This window comes from Halomonas sp. CH40, assembly GCA_041875495.1.
In the GTDB taxonomy this organism is placed as follows: Bacteria; Pseudomonadota; Gammaproteobacteria; order Pseudomonadales; family Halomonadaceae; genus Vreelandella.
Map to the genome: position 1 here is coordinate 3,335,702 of CP112982.1, position 14,286 is coordinate 3,349,987.

15 protein-coding genes are annotated in these 14,286 nt (G+C 57.3%); 1 reads left to right on the forward strand and 14 read right to left on the reverse strand.

Going from position 1 to position 14,286, the window contains the following annotated elements; translation table 11 throughout:
• Positions 1-92: 92 nt before the first annotated feature.
• A complete protein-coding gene (locus tag OR573_15200; protein XGA79805.1) occupies positions 93-791 on the forward strand; it encodes a response regulator transcription factor in 699 nt (232 codons plus the stop codon).
• Between the two features lie 24 nt (positions 792-815).
• Here OR573_15200 and OR573_15205 read toward each other — a convergent pair whose 3' ends face one another.
• The 14 genes from OR573_15205 to urtA all read right to left on the reverse strand — a co-directional run bounded on the left by OR573_15205 (position 816) and on the right by urtA (position 14,281).
• A complete protein-coding gene (locus OR573_15205; protein ID XGA79806.1) occupies positions 816-1,064 on the reverse strand; it encodes a hypothetical protein in 249 nt (82 codons plus the stop codon).
• 37 nt (positions 1,065-1,101) lie between these two features.
• Positions 1,102-1,734: an urease accessory protein UreG gene (gene ureG / locus OR573_15210; protein ID XGA79807.1), complete on the reverse strand. Its 633-nt coding sequence runs from the start codon at positions 1,732-1,734 to the stop codon at positions 1,102-1,104.
• Between the two features lie 34 nt (positions 1,735-1,768).
• The gene (locus OR573_15215; protein ID XGA79808.1) at positions 1,769-2,476 is read right to left on the reverse strand and encodes an urease accessory protein UreF; all 708 of its coding nucleotides are present in this window, start codon (positions 2,474-2,476) and stop codon (positions 1,769-1,771) included.
• The gene (locus tag OR573_15220) at positions 2,460-2,990 is read right to left on the reverse strand and encodes an urease accessory protein UreE (protein XGA79809.1); all 531 of its coding nucleotides are present in this window, start codon (positions 2,988-2,990) and stop codon (positions 2,460-2,462) included. The genes OR573_15215 and OR573_15220 overlap by 17 nt, the downstream gene beginning before the upstream one ends.
• Before the next feature lie 41 nt (positions 2,991-3,031).
• The gene (gene ureC, locus OR573_15225; protein XGA79810.1) at positions 3,032-4,747 is read right to left on the reverse strand and encodes an urease subunit alpha; all 1,716 of its coding nucleotides are present in this window, start codon (positions 4,745-4,747) and stop codon (positions 3,032-3,034) included.
• Entirely contained in the window at positions 4,744-5,079 is a 336-nt protein-coding gene (locus OR573_15230) for an urease subunit beta (protein ID XGA79811.1), read from the reverse strand. Before OR573_15230 ends, ureC begins: the two co-directional genes overlap by 4 nt.
• Positions 5,080-5,104: 25 nt before the next feature.
• On the reverse strand, positions 5,105-5,407 hold the full coding sequence (locus OR573_15235; protein ID XGA79812.1) for an urease subunit gamma: 303 nt from the start codon (positions 5,405-5,407) through the stop codon (positions 5,105-5,107).
• A 27-nt stretch (positions 5,408-5,434) separates the two neighbouring features.
• Positions 5,435-6,325 carry an urease accessory protein UreD gene (locus OR573_15240; GenBank protein ID XGA79813.1) on the reverse strand — a complete coding sequence of 297 codons (891 nt, stop codon included), beginning with the start codon at positions 6,323-6,325 and terminating at the stop codon, positions 5,435-5,437.
• A gap of 284 nt (positions 6,326-6,609) precedes the next feature.
• Complete coding sequence (locus OR573_15245; GenBank protein XGA79814.1) at positions 6,610-8,292, reverse strand: putative DNA binding domain-containing protein; 1,683 nt, start codon at positions 8,290-8,292, stop codon at positions 6,610-6,612.
• A 314-nt stretch (positions 8,293-8,606) separates the two neighbouring features.
• Positions 8,607-9,314: an urea ABC transporter ATP-binding subunit UrtE gene (urtE, locus tag OR573_15250; GenBank protein XGA79815.1), complete on the reverse strand. Its 708-nt coding sequence runs from the start codon at positions 9,312-9,314 to the stop codon at positions 8,607-8,609.
• Positions 9,314-10,150 (reverse strand): urea ABC transporter ATP-binding protein UrtD, encoded by an 837-nt coding sequence (gene urtD, locus OR573_15255; GenBank protein XGA79816.1) that lies wholly within the window; start codon positions 10,148-10,150, stop codon positions 9,314-9,316. The genes urtE and urtD overlap by 1 nt, the downstream gene beginning before the upstream one ends.
• Entirely contained in the window at positions 10,147-11,283 is a 1,137-nt protein-coding gene (urtC, locus tag OR573_15260) for an urea ABC transporter permease subunit UrtC (protein ID XGA81766.1), read from the reverse strand. Before urtC ends, urtD begins: the two co-directional genes overlap by 4 nt.
• A gap of 12 nt (positions 11,284-11,295) precedes the next feature.
• Entirely contained in the window at positions 11,296-12,903 is a 1,608-nt protein-coding gene (urtB, locus tag OR573_15265; protein ID XGA79817.1) for an urea ABC transporter permease subunit UrtB, read from the reverse strand.
• Between the two features lie 97 nt (positions 12,904-13,000).
• Positions 13,001-14,281: an urea ABC transporter substrate-binding protein gene (gene urtA / locus OR573_15270; protein ID XGA81767.1), complete on the reverse strand. Its 1,281-nt coding sequence runs from the start codon at positions 14,279-14,281 to the stop codon at positions 13,001-13,003.
• Positions 14,282-14,286 lie beyond the last annotated feature (5 nt).

The following is a 14,286-nucleotide window of genomic DNA, read 5'->3' on the forward strand; positions in this document are numbered from 1 at the left end:
GAGCGCAGCCTGGCACCAGCCTTCCGGCACTCCCGAGTCACCGACTCGAACGTTAAACATTATCATTCCCTTTCGGGGTAACGAGCAGGCTCATGCATATCGGTATACTCGAAGATGATCCGCTGCAACGTCGCTTTCTCACCACATCGCTCAAAAACTGGGGTGATAAACACACCTGCGTTGACGCTTTTGAGCGCGCTGGCGAGCTGTTAAAAGCACTCCAGAAGCAGACCTTTGATTTGCTGATTATCGACTGGTACCTGCCAGATGCAGACGGGATGCACCTAGTGCAACGGTTACGCCAGGATTTTGGCTGGATGGGCCCGGTATTGTTCATTACCGCAAGCCAGGGTGAGAACGATGTGGTGATGGCATTGGAGTGCGGCGCAGATGACTTTCTGACCAAGCCTATCCGCCCGGCTGAGCTACGAGCGCGCCTTTCCGCCCTGGCACGCCGGGCTGATATCAACAAGGGTATGGTTGCCGAGAATCTGTCCTTTGGCTCCTATACTCTGGCCCCACACAGTCATAGCATTTTATTGAATGACCAGACTATCCCCTTGACCCCACGGGAATATGACCTGGCAGCGCTGTTTTTATCGCATATTGGCCAGCTATTTTCTCGCGAGCATATTCTTGAGATTATCTGGGGAATCAGCGCTGACATTACGACCCGAACGATTGATACTCACCTTAGCCGGTTACGCAAAAAGCTGGCCTTCAACGGCCAGCATGGCTTGCGTCTCAAGAGTGTTTATCAGTATGGCTATCGCCTGGAGCCCGTCGACTAACGTCGGATCCTCAAGAAAGTAGCCTTAGCGGTGTTTCTGCGCCACCTTGGCATCACGCCCCTGACGCCATAGTTTGTGCCCAAACAGGGCGGCGGCGGTGAGCCCCAGGGCGGCAACGCCCAGCATCAACCACATCATCGGGCTACCCAGATGGCTGTGTACCTGCGTTGGGGCATGGCCTGAATGCGCCTGAACGCTGTTCATCAATAGCACAGCGATAAAGCCTGCCAGGCTAACGAGAGTCGTTACGCTATGTTTGCGGGTTAGCAGCATTATCTTTCTCCTGAAAGTGATTTAATCTATGGAAAGTTCAAGCACTGGCGGCGGATGGGCGACGCTCATCAAGCATGCCTTTATCGAGAATGAAGCGGATGATCTCTTCAAGTCCGACGCCGTCGTAGAGGTTGGTAAACACAAAGGGGCGTTCGCCGCGCATCTTTTTCGAATCACGCTCCATCACCTCAAGGGAGGCGTGTACCTGCTCAGCAATATCAATCTTGTTGATAATCAACAGGTCTGACTTGGTGATACCCGGCCCGCCCTTGCGTGGGATCTTGTCACCCGCGGACACGTCAATCACGTAAAGGGTCAGGTCGGAAAGCTCAGGGCTAAAGGTGGCCGACAGGTTATCGCCGCCGGATTCCACCAGCACCAGTTCAAGCTTGGGATGACGCGCCTGGAGGTCATCAATCGCAGCCAGGTTCATCGAGGCGTCTTCACGGATGGCGGTATGCGGGCAGCCACCGGTTTCCACCCCGAGAATACGATCCGCTGGCAGGGCATCGTGCTTGAGCAGAAAGTCAGCGTCTTCACGGGTGTAGATATCATTGGTGACCACGGCAATATCGTAGTATTCCCGTAGCGCCAGGCAGAGTTGCTTGAGCAGCGCGGTCTTACCCGAACCAACCGGGCCGCCGACTCCTACGCGTAAGCAGTGGGTCATGGTTGTCTCCTCATTAAAGCGGCTTGTTAAGCGTCTAACTTCTGAATAAACGTGAATACTGGGTTTCGTGCAGGGCACTGGCCAGGGCGACACCGGGCAAGGCCGGGCCAAGGTATTCATCGTCAAGCTGTTGGGCCTGCTCCACCGCCGCGACAAGTTCCATGCGCAGTACCTCAAGCACCCGCTGGGCAGCGGTATGCCCTAACGGCAACGCCTTGCAGGCCACGGCCAGCTGGTTTTCCAGCCAGGCCCAGCCAAACCCGAGCTGCGCCTGATGCACCGGCACACCACGGAGGTAGGCGGTATAGGCAAACCAGGTGACGTACCCTGCCTGCTCAGGCAGCAGGTTGTTATCCGGCAGCAATGCCAGGCTGCCCGACAGGCGTTTGAGAGAAGCCCCTAGACGGCTGTCTTCGGCTGCCAGCTCGGCAGTTTCGCGAGTCGCCGCTAGCCAATCGTCCCATTCAGCAACCGCAGCGTGGTCGCCACGCTCAAAGGCACTGTACAAACGCGCAATCAGCGGCAGTTCACAGCGGGTCAGGCCATCTTCCAGCACGCCGGAAAGCCACTCGGCCAGGCTGGTTTCACCTTCCACCCAGCCGAGTTCAAAGGCACTTTCCAACCCTTGAGAAAACGCAAAAGCGCCAATCGGCAACGCCGGGCTGACCAGCTGCATCAGGCCGAGCAGCGCCAGCTGATCATCCTGGTGGGCAGGCACGCCCGGTTCAGTGAGCATGTTCATGGTGGTGCTCATGAGGGTGGCTGTGTGCGTGTTCGTGCTCATGGCCGTGTTCATGATGATGAGCATGTCCACCGACGCCTTGGTAGGCGCCTGACTCGGAGTCGAAGGTGGCATCATGGTGTTCAAGCCGGGCGCCGAGTAACACCGCCAGCTCCTCCAGGACGTGATCCGGCGGAAAGCGTACCCAGCCGCCGTCGGCATCCTCACCCAGAGCCAGCTGCACATGGCGGTTGCCCAGATGGTAGGCCAGCCGTGCCAGCGGCAGGCCGGCACTGACTCTTGCCGTAACCACCGGTTCAATGGCCGCACGCACCCTGATCACCTCGCCGCTTTCAGCCTTCAAGCCCTCGCCATCACGCAGCACCGGGCCACGGTCGAGAAACAGCCCCAGCGGCTGGCCGCTGTCGCTTTGCGCTTTCAGGCGACCGCGAATACGCAGTTCAAACGGCAGTGTCAGGGTATCGCTGGCAGCGCTTGCGTCTATTGGCCCCAGGCGTTCTATCAGTTTCAACATAGCGGCTCCTCAAATAAAAACAGGCTTGGGACAAAATGAACCTAGAACAGGTGGTAGCGTTGGGCCAGCGGCAGCTCGGTCGCCGGCTCACAGGTCAGCAGCTCACCATTGCAGTGCACTTCATAGGTCTGCGGGTCAACGCTCAGCTCGGGGCAGGCATCGTTGAGCTTCATATCCTGCTTGCGTATCTCGCGCACGTTCTTGCAGGCGGCCAAGGGGCTTGCAAGCCCCAGCCTTTCTTTGACGCCTGCGTCCAACGCGGCCTGGCTGACAAAGCTCACTCGCGTCTGGCTGGCAGCCCGACCAAAGGCACCGAACATAGGGCGGTAATGCACCGGCTGGGGCGTGGGGATGGAGGCATTGGGGTCGCCCATGGGGGCAGCGGCAATCATGCCGCCCTTGATAATCATCGCTGGCTTGGTGCCGAAAAAGGCCGGTTTCCAGAGCACCAGATCCGCCATCTTGCCGACTTCCACCGAGCCGACTTCATGGGCAATACCGTGGGTCAGCGCCTGGTTGATGGTGTACTTGGCGATATAACGCTTGGCGCGGAAGTTATCGGCGCCCAAGGCTTCATCTTCCGGCAAGAGGCCACGCTGCACCTTCATCTTGTGGGCGGTTTGCCAGGTTCGGCAGATCGACTCCCCTACCCGGCCCATGGCCTGTGAATCAGAGGCAATCATCGAGATAACCCCCAGATCATGGAGAATATCCTCAGCGGCAATGGTCTCGCGGCGAATGCGCGAGTCGGCAAAGGCCACGTCTTCGGGGATATTGGGGTCGAGGTGGTGACACACCATCAGCATATCGAGGTGTTCATCCACCGTATTGACCGTGTAAGGCCGGGTCGGGTTGGTGGAGGACGGCAACACATAGGGCTTGGCGCAGGCGGTGATGATATCCGGCGCGTGGCCGCCGCCAGCGCCCTCGGTGTGGTAGGTGTGAATGCAGCGTTCCTTGAAAGCCGCCAGGGTATCCTCGACAAACCCCGATTCATTAAGGGTATCGGTGTGGATGGCGATCTGCACATCGTAACGCTCGGCCACGCTCAGGCAGTTATCAATCGACGCCGGGGTGGTTCCCCAGTCTTCGTGCAGTTTAAGGCCTATGGCACCCGCTTCCAGCTGGGCTTCCAGCGCTTCCGGCAGGCTGGCGTTGCCCTTGCCCAGAAAACCGATATTCATCGGCATTTCATCCACGGCCTGCAGCATCTTGCCAATATGCCATTCGCCCGGCGTACAGGTGGTGGCATTGGAGCCGGTAGCAGGTCCAGTGCCGCCACCCAGCATGGTGGTAATGCCGCTCATCAACGCTTCTTCTACCTGCTGGGGGCAGATAAAGTGGATATGCGCATCAATACCACCCGCAGTGAGGATCTTGCCTTCCCCGGCGATGACTTCCGTACCGGGGCCGATGATCAGCTCCACATCCGGCTGGGTATCCGGGTTACCGGCCTTGCCGATGGCCGCAATGCGCCCCTTCTGCAAGCCAACATCCGCCTTGACGATACCCCACCAGTCGAGAATCAAGGCATTGGTGATCACCGTATCCATAACGGCCTCGCTATGCTGCTGGCTTTGCCCCATGCCATCGCGGATCACCTTGCCGCCGCCAAATTTCACTTCATCGCCGTAGTGGGTAGCGTCCTTCTCGACTTCAATCCACAGCTCGGTATCGCCCAGGCGTACCCGGTCACCCACGGTGGGGCCATACATATCGGCGTAGGCCTGACGGCTGATCTTGTTGACCGGCTTCATTGGCTGTCTCCTTGCTGAGCATCCATTTCCAGGGGGCCCATGACATCCCCGCGAAACCCGTAGATATGACGCTTGCCGACAAAGGGAATCAGGGTGACTTCACGGGTCTGGCCTGGCTCAAAGCGGATAGCGGTGCCCGCCGCCACATCCAGGCGCAGGCCACGCGCTTTACTGCGCTCAAACACCAGTGCCGGATTGGCTTCGGCAAAGTGGTAGTGCGACCCCACCTGAATAGGCCGGTCGCCGGTGTTGGCTACCTCCAGCGTGATCCGCTCGCGGCCTGCGCACAGCTCAATATCACCGTCCTTTAACTGATACTCACCGGGAATCATGATGGCCCCTCCTGATTGTTGATCATTAGCTAATCGGCGTGTGGACGGTGACCAGCTTGGTGCCATCCGGAAAGGTAGCTTCCACCTGAACCTCATCGACCATCTCAGCAACGCCTTCCATCACATCGTCACGGCTGAGAATCTCGCGGCCATAACTCATCAGGTCAGCAACGCTTCTGCCGTCGCGGGCACCTTCAATAATCTCAAAGCTGATCAGCGCCACGGCTTCCGGGTAGTTAAGCTTGAGGCCACGGGCACGGCGGCGCTCGGCAAGCTGGGCGGCTGAAAACAGCAGCAGCTTGTCTTTATCGCGTGGGGTCAATTCCATCGGGCATGTCTCCAGCAGTCCATCGGGTCAGGTTAACCAGATACGGGGTGTATGGGCGTCGCGCGCTATCCAGCGCGGGCGCAGCAGCTGCCAGGCCTGTTCGCACAGTGCCCAGGCTTCATTGCGGCAGTGCCCCAGGTAGCGCAGCAGCAGGACACCATGACGCACGGTGACCGCCCAGCGCGGGTTATCCGGCAAGGTGTTTCTGAGTTCATCAATTGCGCTACTCGCATCACTTACGCCCACCGCCCACAGGGTGGCCTGCACCGTCGCACCGCCTTGCCCCCAGCGCCCACTGAAACGCGGGTGAAGCGGGTCCAGGGGCTGGCGCTCCAGCCATAGCGGCTTGCCATCCAGGGTGAGGCGAAAATGCTGTTCAATGCGCCCGAAGGCATAGGGGAGCTGGCTGGCCGGGCGGCCCAGCGCCATGACTTCCCAACCCAGGCAGCGGGCGCTGCCCTGCAGGGCAATATGGGTGCGCTGGGTGCCTTTGGAGCCATCAAAGGCGATGGTTTCCTGGGGCAGCCATTCAAGAATGCCGCCATCCTCAACGTTAAGCGTTGTCTGCTGATGCCAGGCAACGCCCTGGCTGTCGGCCTTGTAAAGCTTGTTGGCGGCGGGGGTGGTCAGCAGCGCATGGGCACCGGGTTCGATATCCGCGCGTATGGTCAGGGCATCACCGCTGACCAGGCCCCCAGGGGGATGGAGGACATAGACATGACACGCCTGGGTGCGGCCTTCCGGATAAAAGGAGCGCTGAACCCGTAAAGGCCCCTGATGGCGCGCCTGCACTAAACGGGTGACCTCATCACGGTTAGCAAAGCGCAGCGCCAATGAAGCCGCCCAGTGGCGCTCGCTATCAAAACGATGCCCGGACGTTGGCAATGATGGCCCACCCGACACAGCCGCTATGCTCATAAAAGTCCCATCCGTTGAAGAATCTGACCAGAACAGAGCAACCGCTGTACCAAAACGCCCAATTAAACCTTTTTTATAATTTATTCAGCAAGTTAGAAACACACACTAGAACGCTTAGACATTGCTTACGCACCAATAAAGGGCAGCAAAAAATTGCCGACGCACCTTTTTGGTGAAATGCTGACTAATACTTTCTCTCTGCAAGCTCTCTGCAACTATTATTTTGAAAATATAAATAACAGTTTGATTTTTATAGCTTAATCATTAATCGTTAAGGTATTTCTCTATGTATCTCTTTGAAAGCTCTCTGTCAGGTGCCAGCTTGGCGCGGTATCAGAACCTTTATTGACAATAACGTTACGCCGTCTGAGCTTTGTCAACAAACTGCTAATTTTATTGTATTTTTGCTTGTCATTTAAGCCATCACTTAATTTATCAAGCAATAATTCATTTATCTCTGCTCGATTCGCCTGCCCAAACTTCTGGAGATAATCTTTCAGCAGTTTCGCGTAGAATTCATCATCTTGGGCACGGGTCTTGATGTACCCCACTTGTCCTGATGTCGCCCCAGCCACTTGAGCAGAAACATAGAAATTAGGCTTACGTCCCTCGATCAAACCCGCTCGTTTAAGGCGATTTATCGCATCATCGGCCACAGGTAATTTTTTTTGGATACGATCAAGCGCCAAGATATCGACTAATGCCAGGTCAGTTTTCTGGATCAGCAAACGGCTGTAGGATGTATCCACTACACTCCCGTATAGCCGCAGCTTCACAGCCCCCAACTCACTCAAGTCATAATCGGGCAGTGGCAGATACCGCTTGGCCTGACGGGCAAACATGTCGTGAATGCCGTAGCCCATCGTATCGATCATATTCAACTCGGCCATGGCCTGCGTTAGAAAGGGGTTACGGTAGCGCCTGGGAACTCGATGGCCCTCCAGATAATCACTTGGCTGCCCATCAAAAAAGTTGCCCTCGTTTTCAAACACCAAACGGTCTGCTTTCTCAACCACGACTACCCGCGCATGCCGAGTGTAATCCTGGTGCGCAATGCAGTTATGCAGGGCTTCGAGCACTATTTTTTGGTCGTACTTAGAGACCTCGACGGGCAGCAAGGCATCCTGCGGCAAAATCCGCAGCTGAATGTTACGGATGCGCTGATACAGTTGGGTGGTGGTAAGTAAAAAAGGTGGCGAGAAGTGTTCATAAGCACGCTCATGCCCTTCAAGCTTCCAGGTTAATTGAGCTGGATGGGGAGATAGCAAGGGGGCTGCTTCTTCCTTGCCCACGAGTAATAGTGCTGACCGAGTGATCTTGCCATCGACCGTTAGCTTGGCTCGATCCAGAAAGGTCGCGAGCGGCCACTCTTTCACTTCGTCATGCTCAAAACGGTTCGTATACTTCTTGGCAAACGATGCTCTGGCTTTGTCTACCGCGTCGACATCCAAATGTTCAATGGTTGCATTTGGAACAACTTGGGCAGACCAATCGGTGTTATCCGTCTGGCGGCGAATGGCATCGAGTTGGTCAAGCCCCAGGCTAGTCAAGCTTTCTCCGGCACGGGCATAGTAGTGACCTTGCCAGGCAATTGGCATACCCATCGGGGCCGCAGGAATTTTAAACAACACCACACGCCCTTCTGGTAGTACCAACTCATGAATGGCGCTGAATGTAATGCCAGGTTCGGTGCCATCCGCAATCTGCATCTTTAATTGCTCAAGCGTGCCCGATGCTTCGCGGTATTCTGAACCTACAACCGCATACGTTTTGTCGTCAACGCCAAAGATCAGCCAGGCGACATCGCTGTCGTTAAGGTTGGCAGCATTGGCAAGAGCTGAAAAATACTTCCCTAAATCTGAGGTAGAGAATCCTTTAACGCCACGCTTGAACTCGACCACCTCACCTTCCCAGCGCTCGATCAAGCCATAAAGCGTTTCCTTGAGTGCCTGCTCGTCTTTTACCATGGTTTACATCACCTTCACGTCCATGTTGGGAGATTGCTGCGCGAATATCTGCTCACGGTGATTTTGACACTTTCATTGGCGGAATCACCGTCACGCTGTTCAGATGAGTCCTGATAACCTTCGGTAGAATTACGACATTCATATTGGCAGGTGAGCTCTCGCACAGCACTATAAATTAAGTGGGTATAAATAACTTATACCATCCCAACATAAGTTGCCTGCAACAGGTTTAATACCTCAAGATTATCCCATTCGATAAACAGGTTTTGAGCTCTTCGTTAAAGTGACGCTACATCTGTATAACTTCGCAACGATCAAACCGTCAGGTGCTGCTTGATCAGTTCGTTGGACAGCTCGCCAATGTCACCTTTGGCCACCGGGCGGCCGCGATCCATGATCACGAAGCGGTCGGCGTATTTGCGTGCAAAGGGCAGCTTCTGTTCCACCAGCAGGACTGTCAGGCCGTCCTCCTTTATCAGCTGGCGGATCACCTGACCGATCTGGGCGACGATATTGGGTTGAATGCCTTCTCCGGGTTCATCAAGGATCAGCAGGCGCGGTTCAATCACCAGCGCGCGGCCAATCGCCAGCTGTTGCTGTTGACCGCCGGATAGATCACCACCACGGCGGTGCTTCATTTCCTTGAGCACCGGGAACAGCTCGTAGATGCGTTCGGGAATTTTCTTCTGGCCATCGCTGCGCGCGGCAAGGCCGGTGCGCAGGTTCTCTTCAACCGTCAGCAGCGGGAATATCTGCCGCCCCTGGGGGACAAAGCCAATGCCGAGCCGCGATCGCGCTTCAATGGCTTTTTTGGTCAGCTCGATTTCGCCGCTCTTCCCCTGGTAGCGCAGCTGGCCACTTTTGACCGCCACTTCACCCATAATGGCTTTCATCAGGGTGGTCTTGCCCACGCCGTTACGCCCCATCACGCAGGTGCATTGTCCAGCGGGCACTTCAAGATCCAGATCCCAGAGGGTGTGGCTTTCGCCATAAAACTGGTTGAGTTGTTCAATTGCCAGCATCAGGCCGCCTCCTCGTCGTCCACACCCAGATACACTTCCACCACTTTGGGGTCGCTGGATACCTGATCCATGCTGCCCTCGGCCAGCACACTGCCCTGGTGGAGCACCGTTACCTTGCGGGCAATCGAGCGCACAAAGCCCATATCGTGCTCGACCACCACCACCGACTGCTGGCCTGCCAGGCTGGTCAATAGCTCGGCGGTACGCTCCATTTCCTGCTCGGTCATCCCAGCCACGGGTTCATCCACCAGCAGCAGGCGCGGACGCTGCATCAGCAGCATGCCAATTTCCAGCCATTGCTTTTGGCCGTGGGAAAGAATCCCCGCGGGCCGATGGCGCAGCTCCATCAGCCCGACAGTGGTCAGCACTTCCTCGATACGGTCCTTGATCTCACCGCTTAGGCGCGCCGTCAGGGTAGGCAGGATACGCTTGTCGGCAGCCATCGCCAGCTCGAGATTTTCAAACACGCTGAGTGCTTCAAATACGGTAGGCTTCTGGAACTTGCGGCCGATGCCCAGGCTGGCGATATCCGGCTCGTTCATCTGCAGCAGGTTATGGCGGCTACCAAACCAGACGCTGCCCTGGTTGGGGCGCGTCTTGCCGGTGATAATATCCATCATGGTGGTCTTGCCCGCCCCGTTAGGGCCGATAATGCAGCGTAACTCGCCATCATCGATCGTCAGGTTGAGGTTATTGATGGCCTTGAAGCCATCAAAGCTGACGGTGACATCCTCCATATACAGAATCGGCCCATGGCGCACATCTACTGGCGACGTCTGAGGCGCCATAAAGTCAAACACCCTGTCCCGGGTGGTAAGCGATTGCAAAAAGCTCATGCGGCTGCCTCCTTGGGTGAGTGGTCGTCACCTTGCTTACGCTTGAGATAGCGGAATAACCCTGCCACGCCCTTGGGCAGGAAGACGGTGACCAGCACAAACATGGCCCCCAGGGCAAACAGCCAGGCATCCGGCATAACACCGGTAAACACCGTTTTGGCATAGTTGACCAACAATGCCCCGATCACAGCGCCATACAGGGTGGCCCGGCCCCCCAACGCTACCCAGAGAACAATCTCAATCGAGAAAATCGGCGAGAACTCGCTGGGGTTGATAATGCCCACCTGAGGCACATAGAGCGCCCCGGCCAGGCCCGCCAGCATGGCGGAGACCACAAACACAAACAGCTGGAAGCGTTCGACCCGATAGCCCAGAAAGCGCGTGCGTGCCTCGGCATCCCGGGTGGCCACACTGACCCGCCCCAGCTTGCTGGTGACAATCGCCCGGCACAGGATATAGCCCAGCGCCAGCGCCACCCCGGTGGCGATAAACAGACCCAGCCGGGTGGCATCGCTGCGCAGATCAAAACCCAGCAGCTCACGAAAATCAGTCAGGCCATTGTTGCCGCCAAACCCCATCTCGTTGCGGAAGAACGCCAGCATCAGCGCAAAGGTCAGCGCCTGGGTAATAATCGACAGGTAAACCCCGGTGACCCGGGAGCGAAAGGCCAGAAAGCCGAACACCAGCGCCAGCAGGCCAGGCGCCAACAGCACCATCAGAAACGCAAACCAGGCCATGTCAAAACCCAGCCAGTACCAGGGCAGGCTGTCCCAACTGAGAAATACCATGAAATCCGGCAGGATGGGGTCGCCATAGGTGCCGCGGTCGCCAATCTGGCGCATCAGGTACATGCCCATGGCGTAGCCCCCGATGGCAAAAAACGCCCCATGGCCGAGGCTGAGAATCCCCAGGTAGCCCCATACCAGATCCACCGACACCGCCAATAGCGCATAGCTCAAGTACTTGCCCAGCAGGTTGACGGTAAAGGCGCTGACGTAAAGCGGATGCCCCTCGGGCACCATGACGTGCAGCACAGTGACCAGAATCAGCGCCGCCAGCAATACGCCCAGAAACAGCTGTGTAGCGCGCTCAAAAAACGGGCGGGTCAGCCAGAACCGCTGTGCAGAATCCATCGCTTGCATTGCCTAGCCCTCCGCCGCGCGGCCCTTCTGGGGAAAGAGCCCCTTGGGTCGCTTTTGAATAAACAGGATGATGAATACCAGCACGATTATCTTGGCCAGTACCGCACCCGCCCAAGGCTCGATGACCTGATTGATCACACCCAGCGACATGCCTGCCACCAGGGTGCCCCACAGGTTACCGACCCCGCCAAACACCACCACCATGAAGGAATCAATAATGTAGTTCTGGCCGAGGTTGGGGCCGACATTAGTCAGCTGTGAAAGCGCCACACCGGCAAGCCCGGCCACGCCCGAACCCAGCGCGAAGGTCATGATATCGACGCGGGTGGCGCGAATGCCCATGGAACGTGCCATGGCACGGTTCTGGGTCACGGCGCGCACTTCAAGGCCCAGACGGGTGCGGCGCATGATCAGCATCAGGGCGGCAAACACCACCAGAGCAAAGCCCAGTACATAAAGACGGTTAAGGGTCAGCGAAAGCGCATCGTTGACCACCAGAGAGCCGCTCATCCATTCCGGGGTGATCACGGTACGGTTCTGCGGGGATATGACGGTGCGCACCAGCTGTTGAAGAATCAGGCTGATACCAAAGGTAGCCAGGAGGGTTTCCAGCGGGCGACCCTTGAGGAACTGGATCACCCCGCGCTCAATGGCGATACCCGCCAGGGCAGCCACCATAAAACCCGCGGGAATAGACAGGATCAGCGCCATGCCGGGCTGACCCGGCAGCAGCTGCTGCATCATCCAGGTGGTGTAGGCCCCCAGCATGATCAGCTCGCCATGCGCCATGTTGATGACCCCCATTACGCCGAAGGTAATCGCCAGGCCGATGGCCGCCAGCACCAGTACCGAGCCTAGCGACAGCCCGAAGTAAAGGGTTTCCAGGCCACGGTTGATTTTCAGGTTCTGCTCAATACTTGTCAGGGCGGCCCTGGCGGCTTCAGCCACCTGAGGGTCAGCGCTTTCAGCAGCACGGCCCAGAGCCACACGGGCGCGGGGATGAAGGCTTCCTGTCAGAGCTTCAACACCTGCCATTTCACCCTGCTCGGCACGATAAATGGCGACGGCCTGGGTTAAGCGGTTGCGGACATAGTCATCGTCCGCCTCGCTGATAAGTGGCGTCAGGGTATCGACCATGTCGCCATCCACTTCGCCGAGCAGACGATCAGCCGAGGTGCGCCGCCGTTCTACATTCGGCGAATAAAGATCCACCACGGCGATGGCACTGCGCAGCTGATTGCGCAAAGCATTGTTGATACCAACACGCTCCAGATCGCGGCGCGACATCTCGCCGAGTGATTCGCCGGTCAAGGCATCTTCAACCGGCCAATCGCGGCCGCGGTTATTGAGCACCACCACAAAGCGGCCCTCATCGGTGCGCTGCAGCTTGCCGTCAAGCAGTGCCTGCAGCCAGTCACGGGCGCGCTCGTCATCGCTTTGCAGGATGGCGATAATGGCATCGCTCTTGTCAGCAAAGGAATCCACATCCAGCGCCGTCAGCAAGGCCAGCGCTGCTTCATCATCGGTTTGAGGGGACTGCTGGGCCTGGGCGGGCAAGGTCACCGCCAGCAAGAGCACACAGCACAGCGCCCAGGAAAGAAATCGCCGCATAGGGTTTCTTCCTCAGAAAACAGGATAGGGAAAGGAGAAACAGTGGCTTTGCCCCGCACAGCGGCGGGGCAAGTCACACAGCAGGGTGGGTTAGAACTTACTCGTCGGCTTCCTCGCCACCGCCGCAGCTGCCTTCCACCACGTTGTAGTTACCGCAGACCAGAGGCTGGCGCCAGTCGCTGATCATGTCGCGGGAGCCCGGCAGGTAATCAGACCAGGCATCGCCAACCACGGTAGACGGTGTCTGCCAGACGATATCGAACTGGCCGTTATCCTGGATCTCACCAATCAGCACCGGCTTGGTAATATGATGGTTGGGCATCATGGCTGCATAGCCACCAGAGAGATTGGGCACCGTCACACCGATAATGGCTTCCTTGACCGCATCCACCTCAGCAGATCCCGCCTTGCGCACCGCTTCGGCCCACATGTTAAAGCCAATATAGTGGGCTTCCATGGGGTCATTGGTAACCGCCATTTCATCGCCGGTGTACTCGATCCATGCATCGATAAAATCGTAGTTGGCGTCGGTGTCTACGCTCATGAAGTAGTTCCAGGCGGCCAGATGACCTACCAGCGGAGCGGTATCAATACCGGAAAGCTCCTGCTCGCCCACTGAGAAGGCCACGACAGGAATATCACCTGCATCAATACCCTGGTTGGCCAGCTCACGGTAGAAGGGCACGTTGGCATCGCCATTGACCGTAGAAACCACTGCCGTACGCTTGCCTTCCTCACCAAAGCGGCGAATTTCGGCAACAATGTTCTGCCAGTCGGAATGGCCGAACGGCGTGTAGTTGACCATGATGTCGTCTTCGGCAATACCGTGCTCTTCCTGGAGATAGGCATTCAAGATACGGTTGGTGGTACGCGGATAGACATAGTCGGTGCCCACCAGAGCAAAACGCTCGATACCCACTTCATTGATCAGGTAATCCACCGCCGGAATCGCCTGCTGATTGGGCGCCGCGCCGGTGTAGAAGACGTTGCCAGAAGATTCTTCGCCTTCATACTGCACCGGGTAGAACAGCAGGCCATTGAGCTCTTCCACTACCGGCAGCACCGACTTGCGCGAGACTGACGTCCAGTTACCGAAGATGACATCGACTTCTTCCTGGGCCAGCAGCTCGCGGGCTTTCTCAGCAAACAGCGGCCAATCAGATGCCGGATCCACCACGACGGCCTCAAGTTCACGCCCCAGCAGGCCGCCCGCTTCATTCTGACGCTCGATGAGCATTTCAACGGTATCCTTGAGTACCGTTTCACTGATCGCCATGGTGCCAGACAGCGAGTGCAGAATACCCACCTTGATCGGGTCATCATCCTGGGCCAGCGCCTGGGTGCCCGTTGCGGCAATTGCAGCCGCCAGCAGCGTCATGGAAA

What these genes read in the sequence shown, in the direction of transcription:
- OR573_15245 (XGA79814.1), bottom strand. Translation starts at nt 8,292, where the DNA reads ATGGTAAAAGACGAGCAGGCACTCAAGGAAACGCTTTATGGCTTGATC.
- urtE (XGA79815.1), bottom strand. Translation starts at nt 9,314, where the DNA reads ATGCTGGCAATTGAACAACTCAACCAGTTTTATGGCGAAAGCCACACC.
- OR573_15205 (XGA79806.1), bottom strand. Translation starts at nt 1,064, where the DNA reads ATGCTGCTAACCCGCAAACATAGCGTAACGACTCTCGTTAGCCTGGCA.
- OR573_15220 (XGA79809.1), bottom strand. Translation starts at nt 2,990, where the DNA reads ATGTTGAAACTGATAGAACGCCTGGGGCCAATAGACGCAAGCGCTGCC.
- OR573_15235 (XGA79812.1), bottom strand. Translation starts at nt 5,407, where the DNA reads ATGGAATTGACCCCACGCGATAAAGACAAGCTGCTGCTGTTTTCAGCC.
- urtB (XGA79817.1), bottom strand. Translation starts at nt 12,903, where the DNA reads ATGCGGCGATTTCTTTCCTGGGCGCTGTGCTGTGTGCTCTTGCTGGCG.
- ureG (XGA79807.1), bottom strand. Translation starts at nt 1,734, where the DNA reads ATGACCCACTGCTTACGCGTAGGAGTCGGCGGCCCGGTTGGTTCGGGT.
- urtC (XGA81766.1), bottom strand. Translation starts at nt 11,283, where the DNA reads ATGGATTCTGCACAGCGGTTCTGGCTGACCCGCCCGTTTTTTGAGCGC.
- urtD (XGA79816.1), bottom strand. Translation starts at nt 10,150, where the DNA reads ATGAGCTTTTTGCAATCGCTTACCACCCGGGACAGGGTGTTTGACTTT.
- OR573_15230 (XGA79811.1), bottom strand. Translation starts at nt 5,079, where the DNA reads ATGATTCCCGGTGAGTATCAGTTAAAGGACGGTGATATTGAGCTGTGC.
- urtA (XGA81767.1), bottom strand. Translation starts at nt 14,281, where the DNA reads ATGACGCTGCTGGCGGCTGCAATTGCCGCAACGGGCACCCAGGCGCTG.
- OR573_15240 (XGA79813.1), bottom strand. Translation starts at nt 6,325, where the DNA reads ATGAGCATAGCGGCTGTGTCGGGTGGGCCATCATTGCCAACGTCCGGG.
- OR573_15215 (XGA79808.1), bottom strand. Translation starts at nt 2,476, where the DNA reads ATGAACATGCTCACTGAACCGGGCGTGCCTGCCCACCAGGATGATCAG.
- OR573_15200 (XGA79805.1), top strand. Translation starts at nt 93, where the DNA reads ATGCATATCGGTATACTCGAAGATGATCCGCTGCAACGTCGCTTTCTC.
- ureC (XGA79810.1), bottom strand. Translation starts at nt 4,747, where the DNA reads ATGAAGCCGGTCAACAAGATCAGCCGTCAGGCCTACGCCGATATGTAT.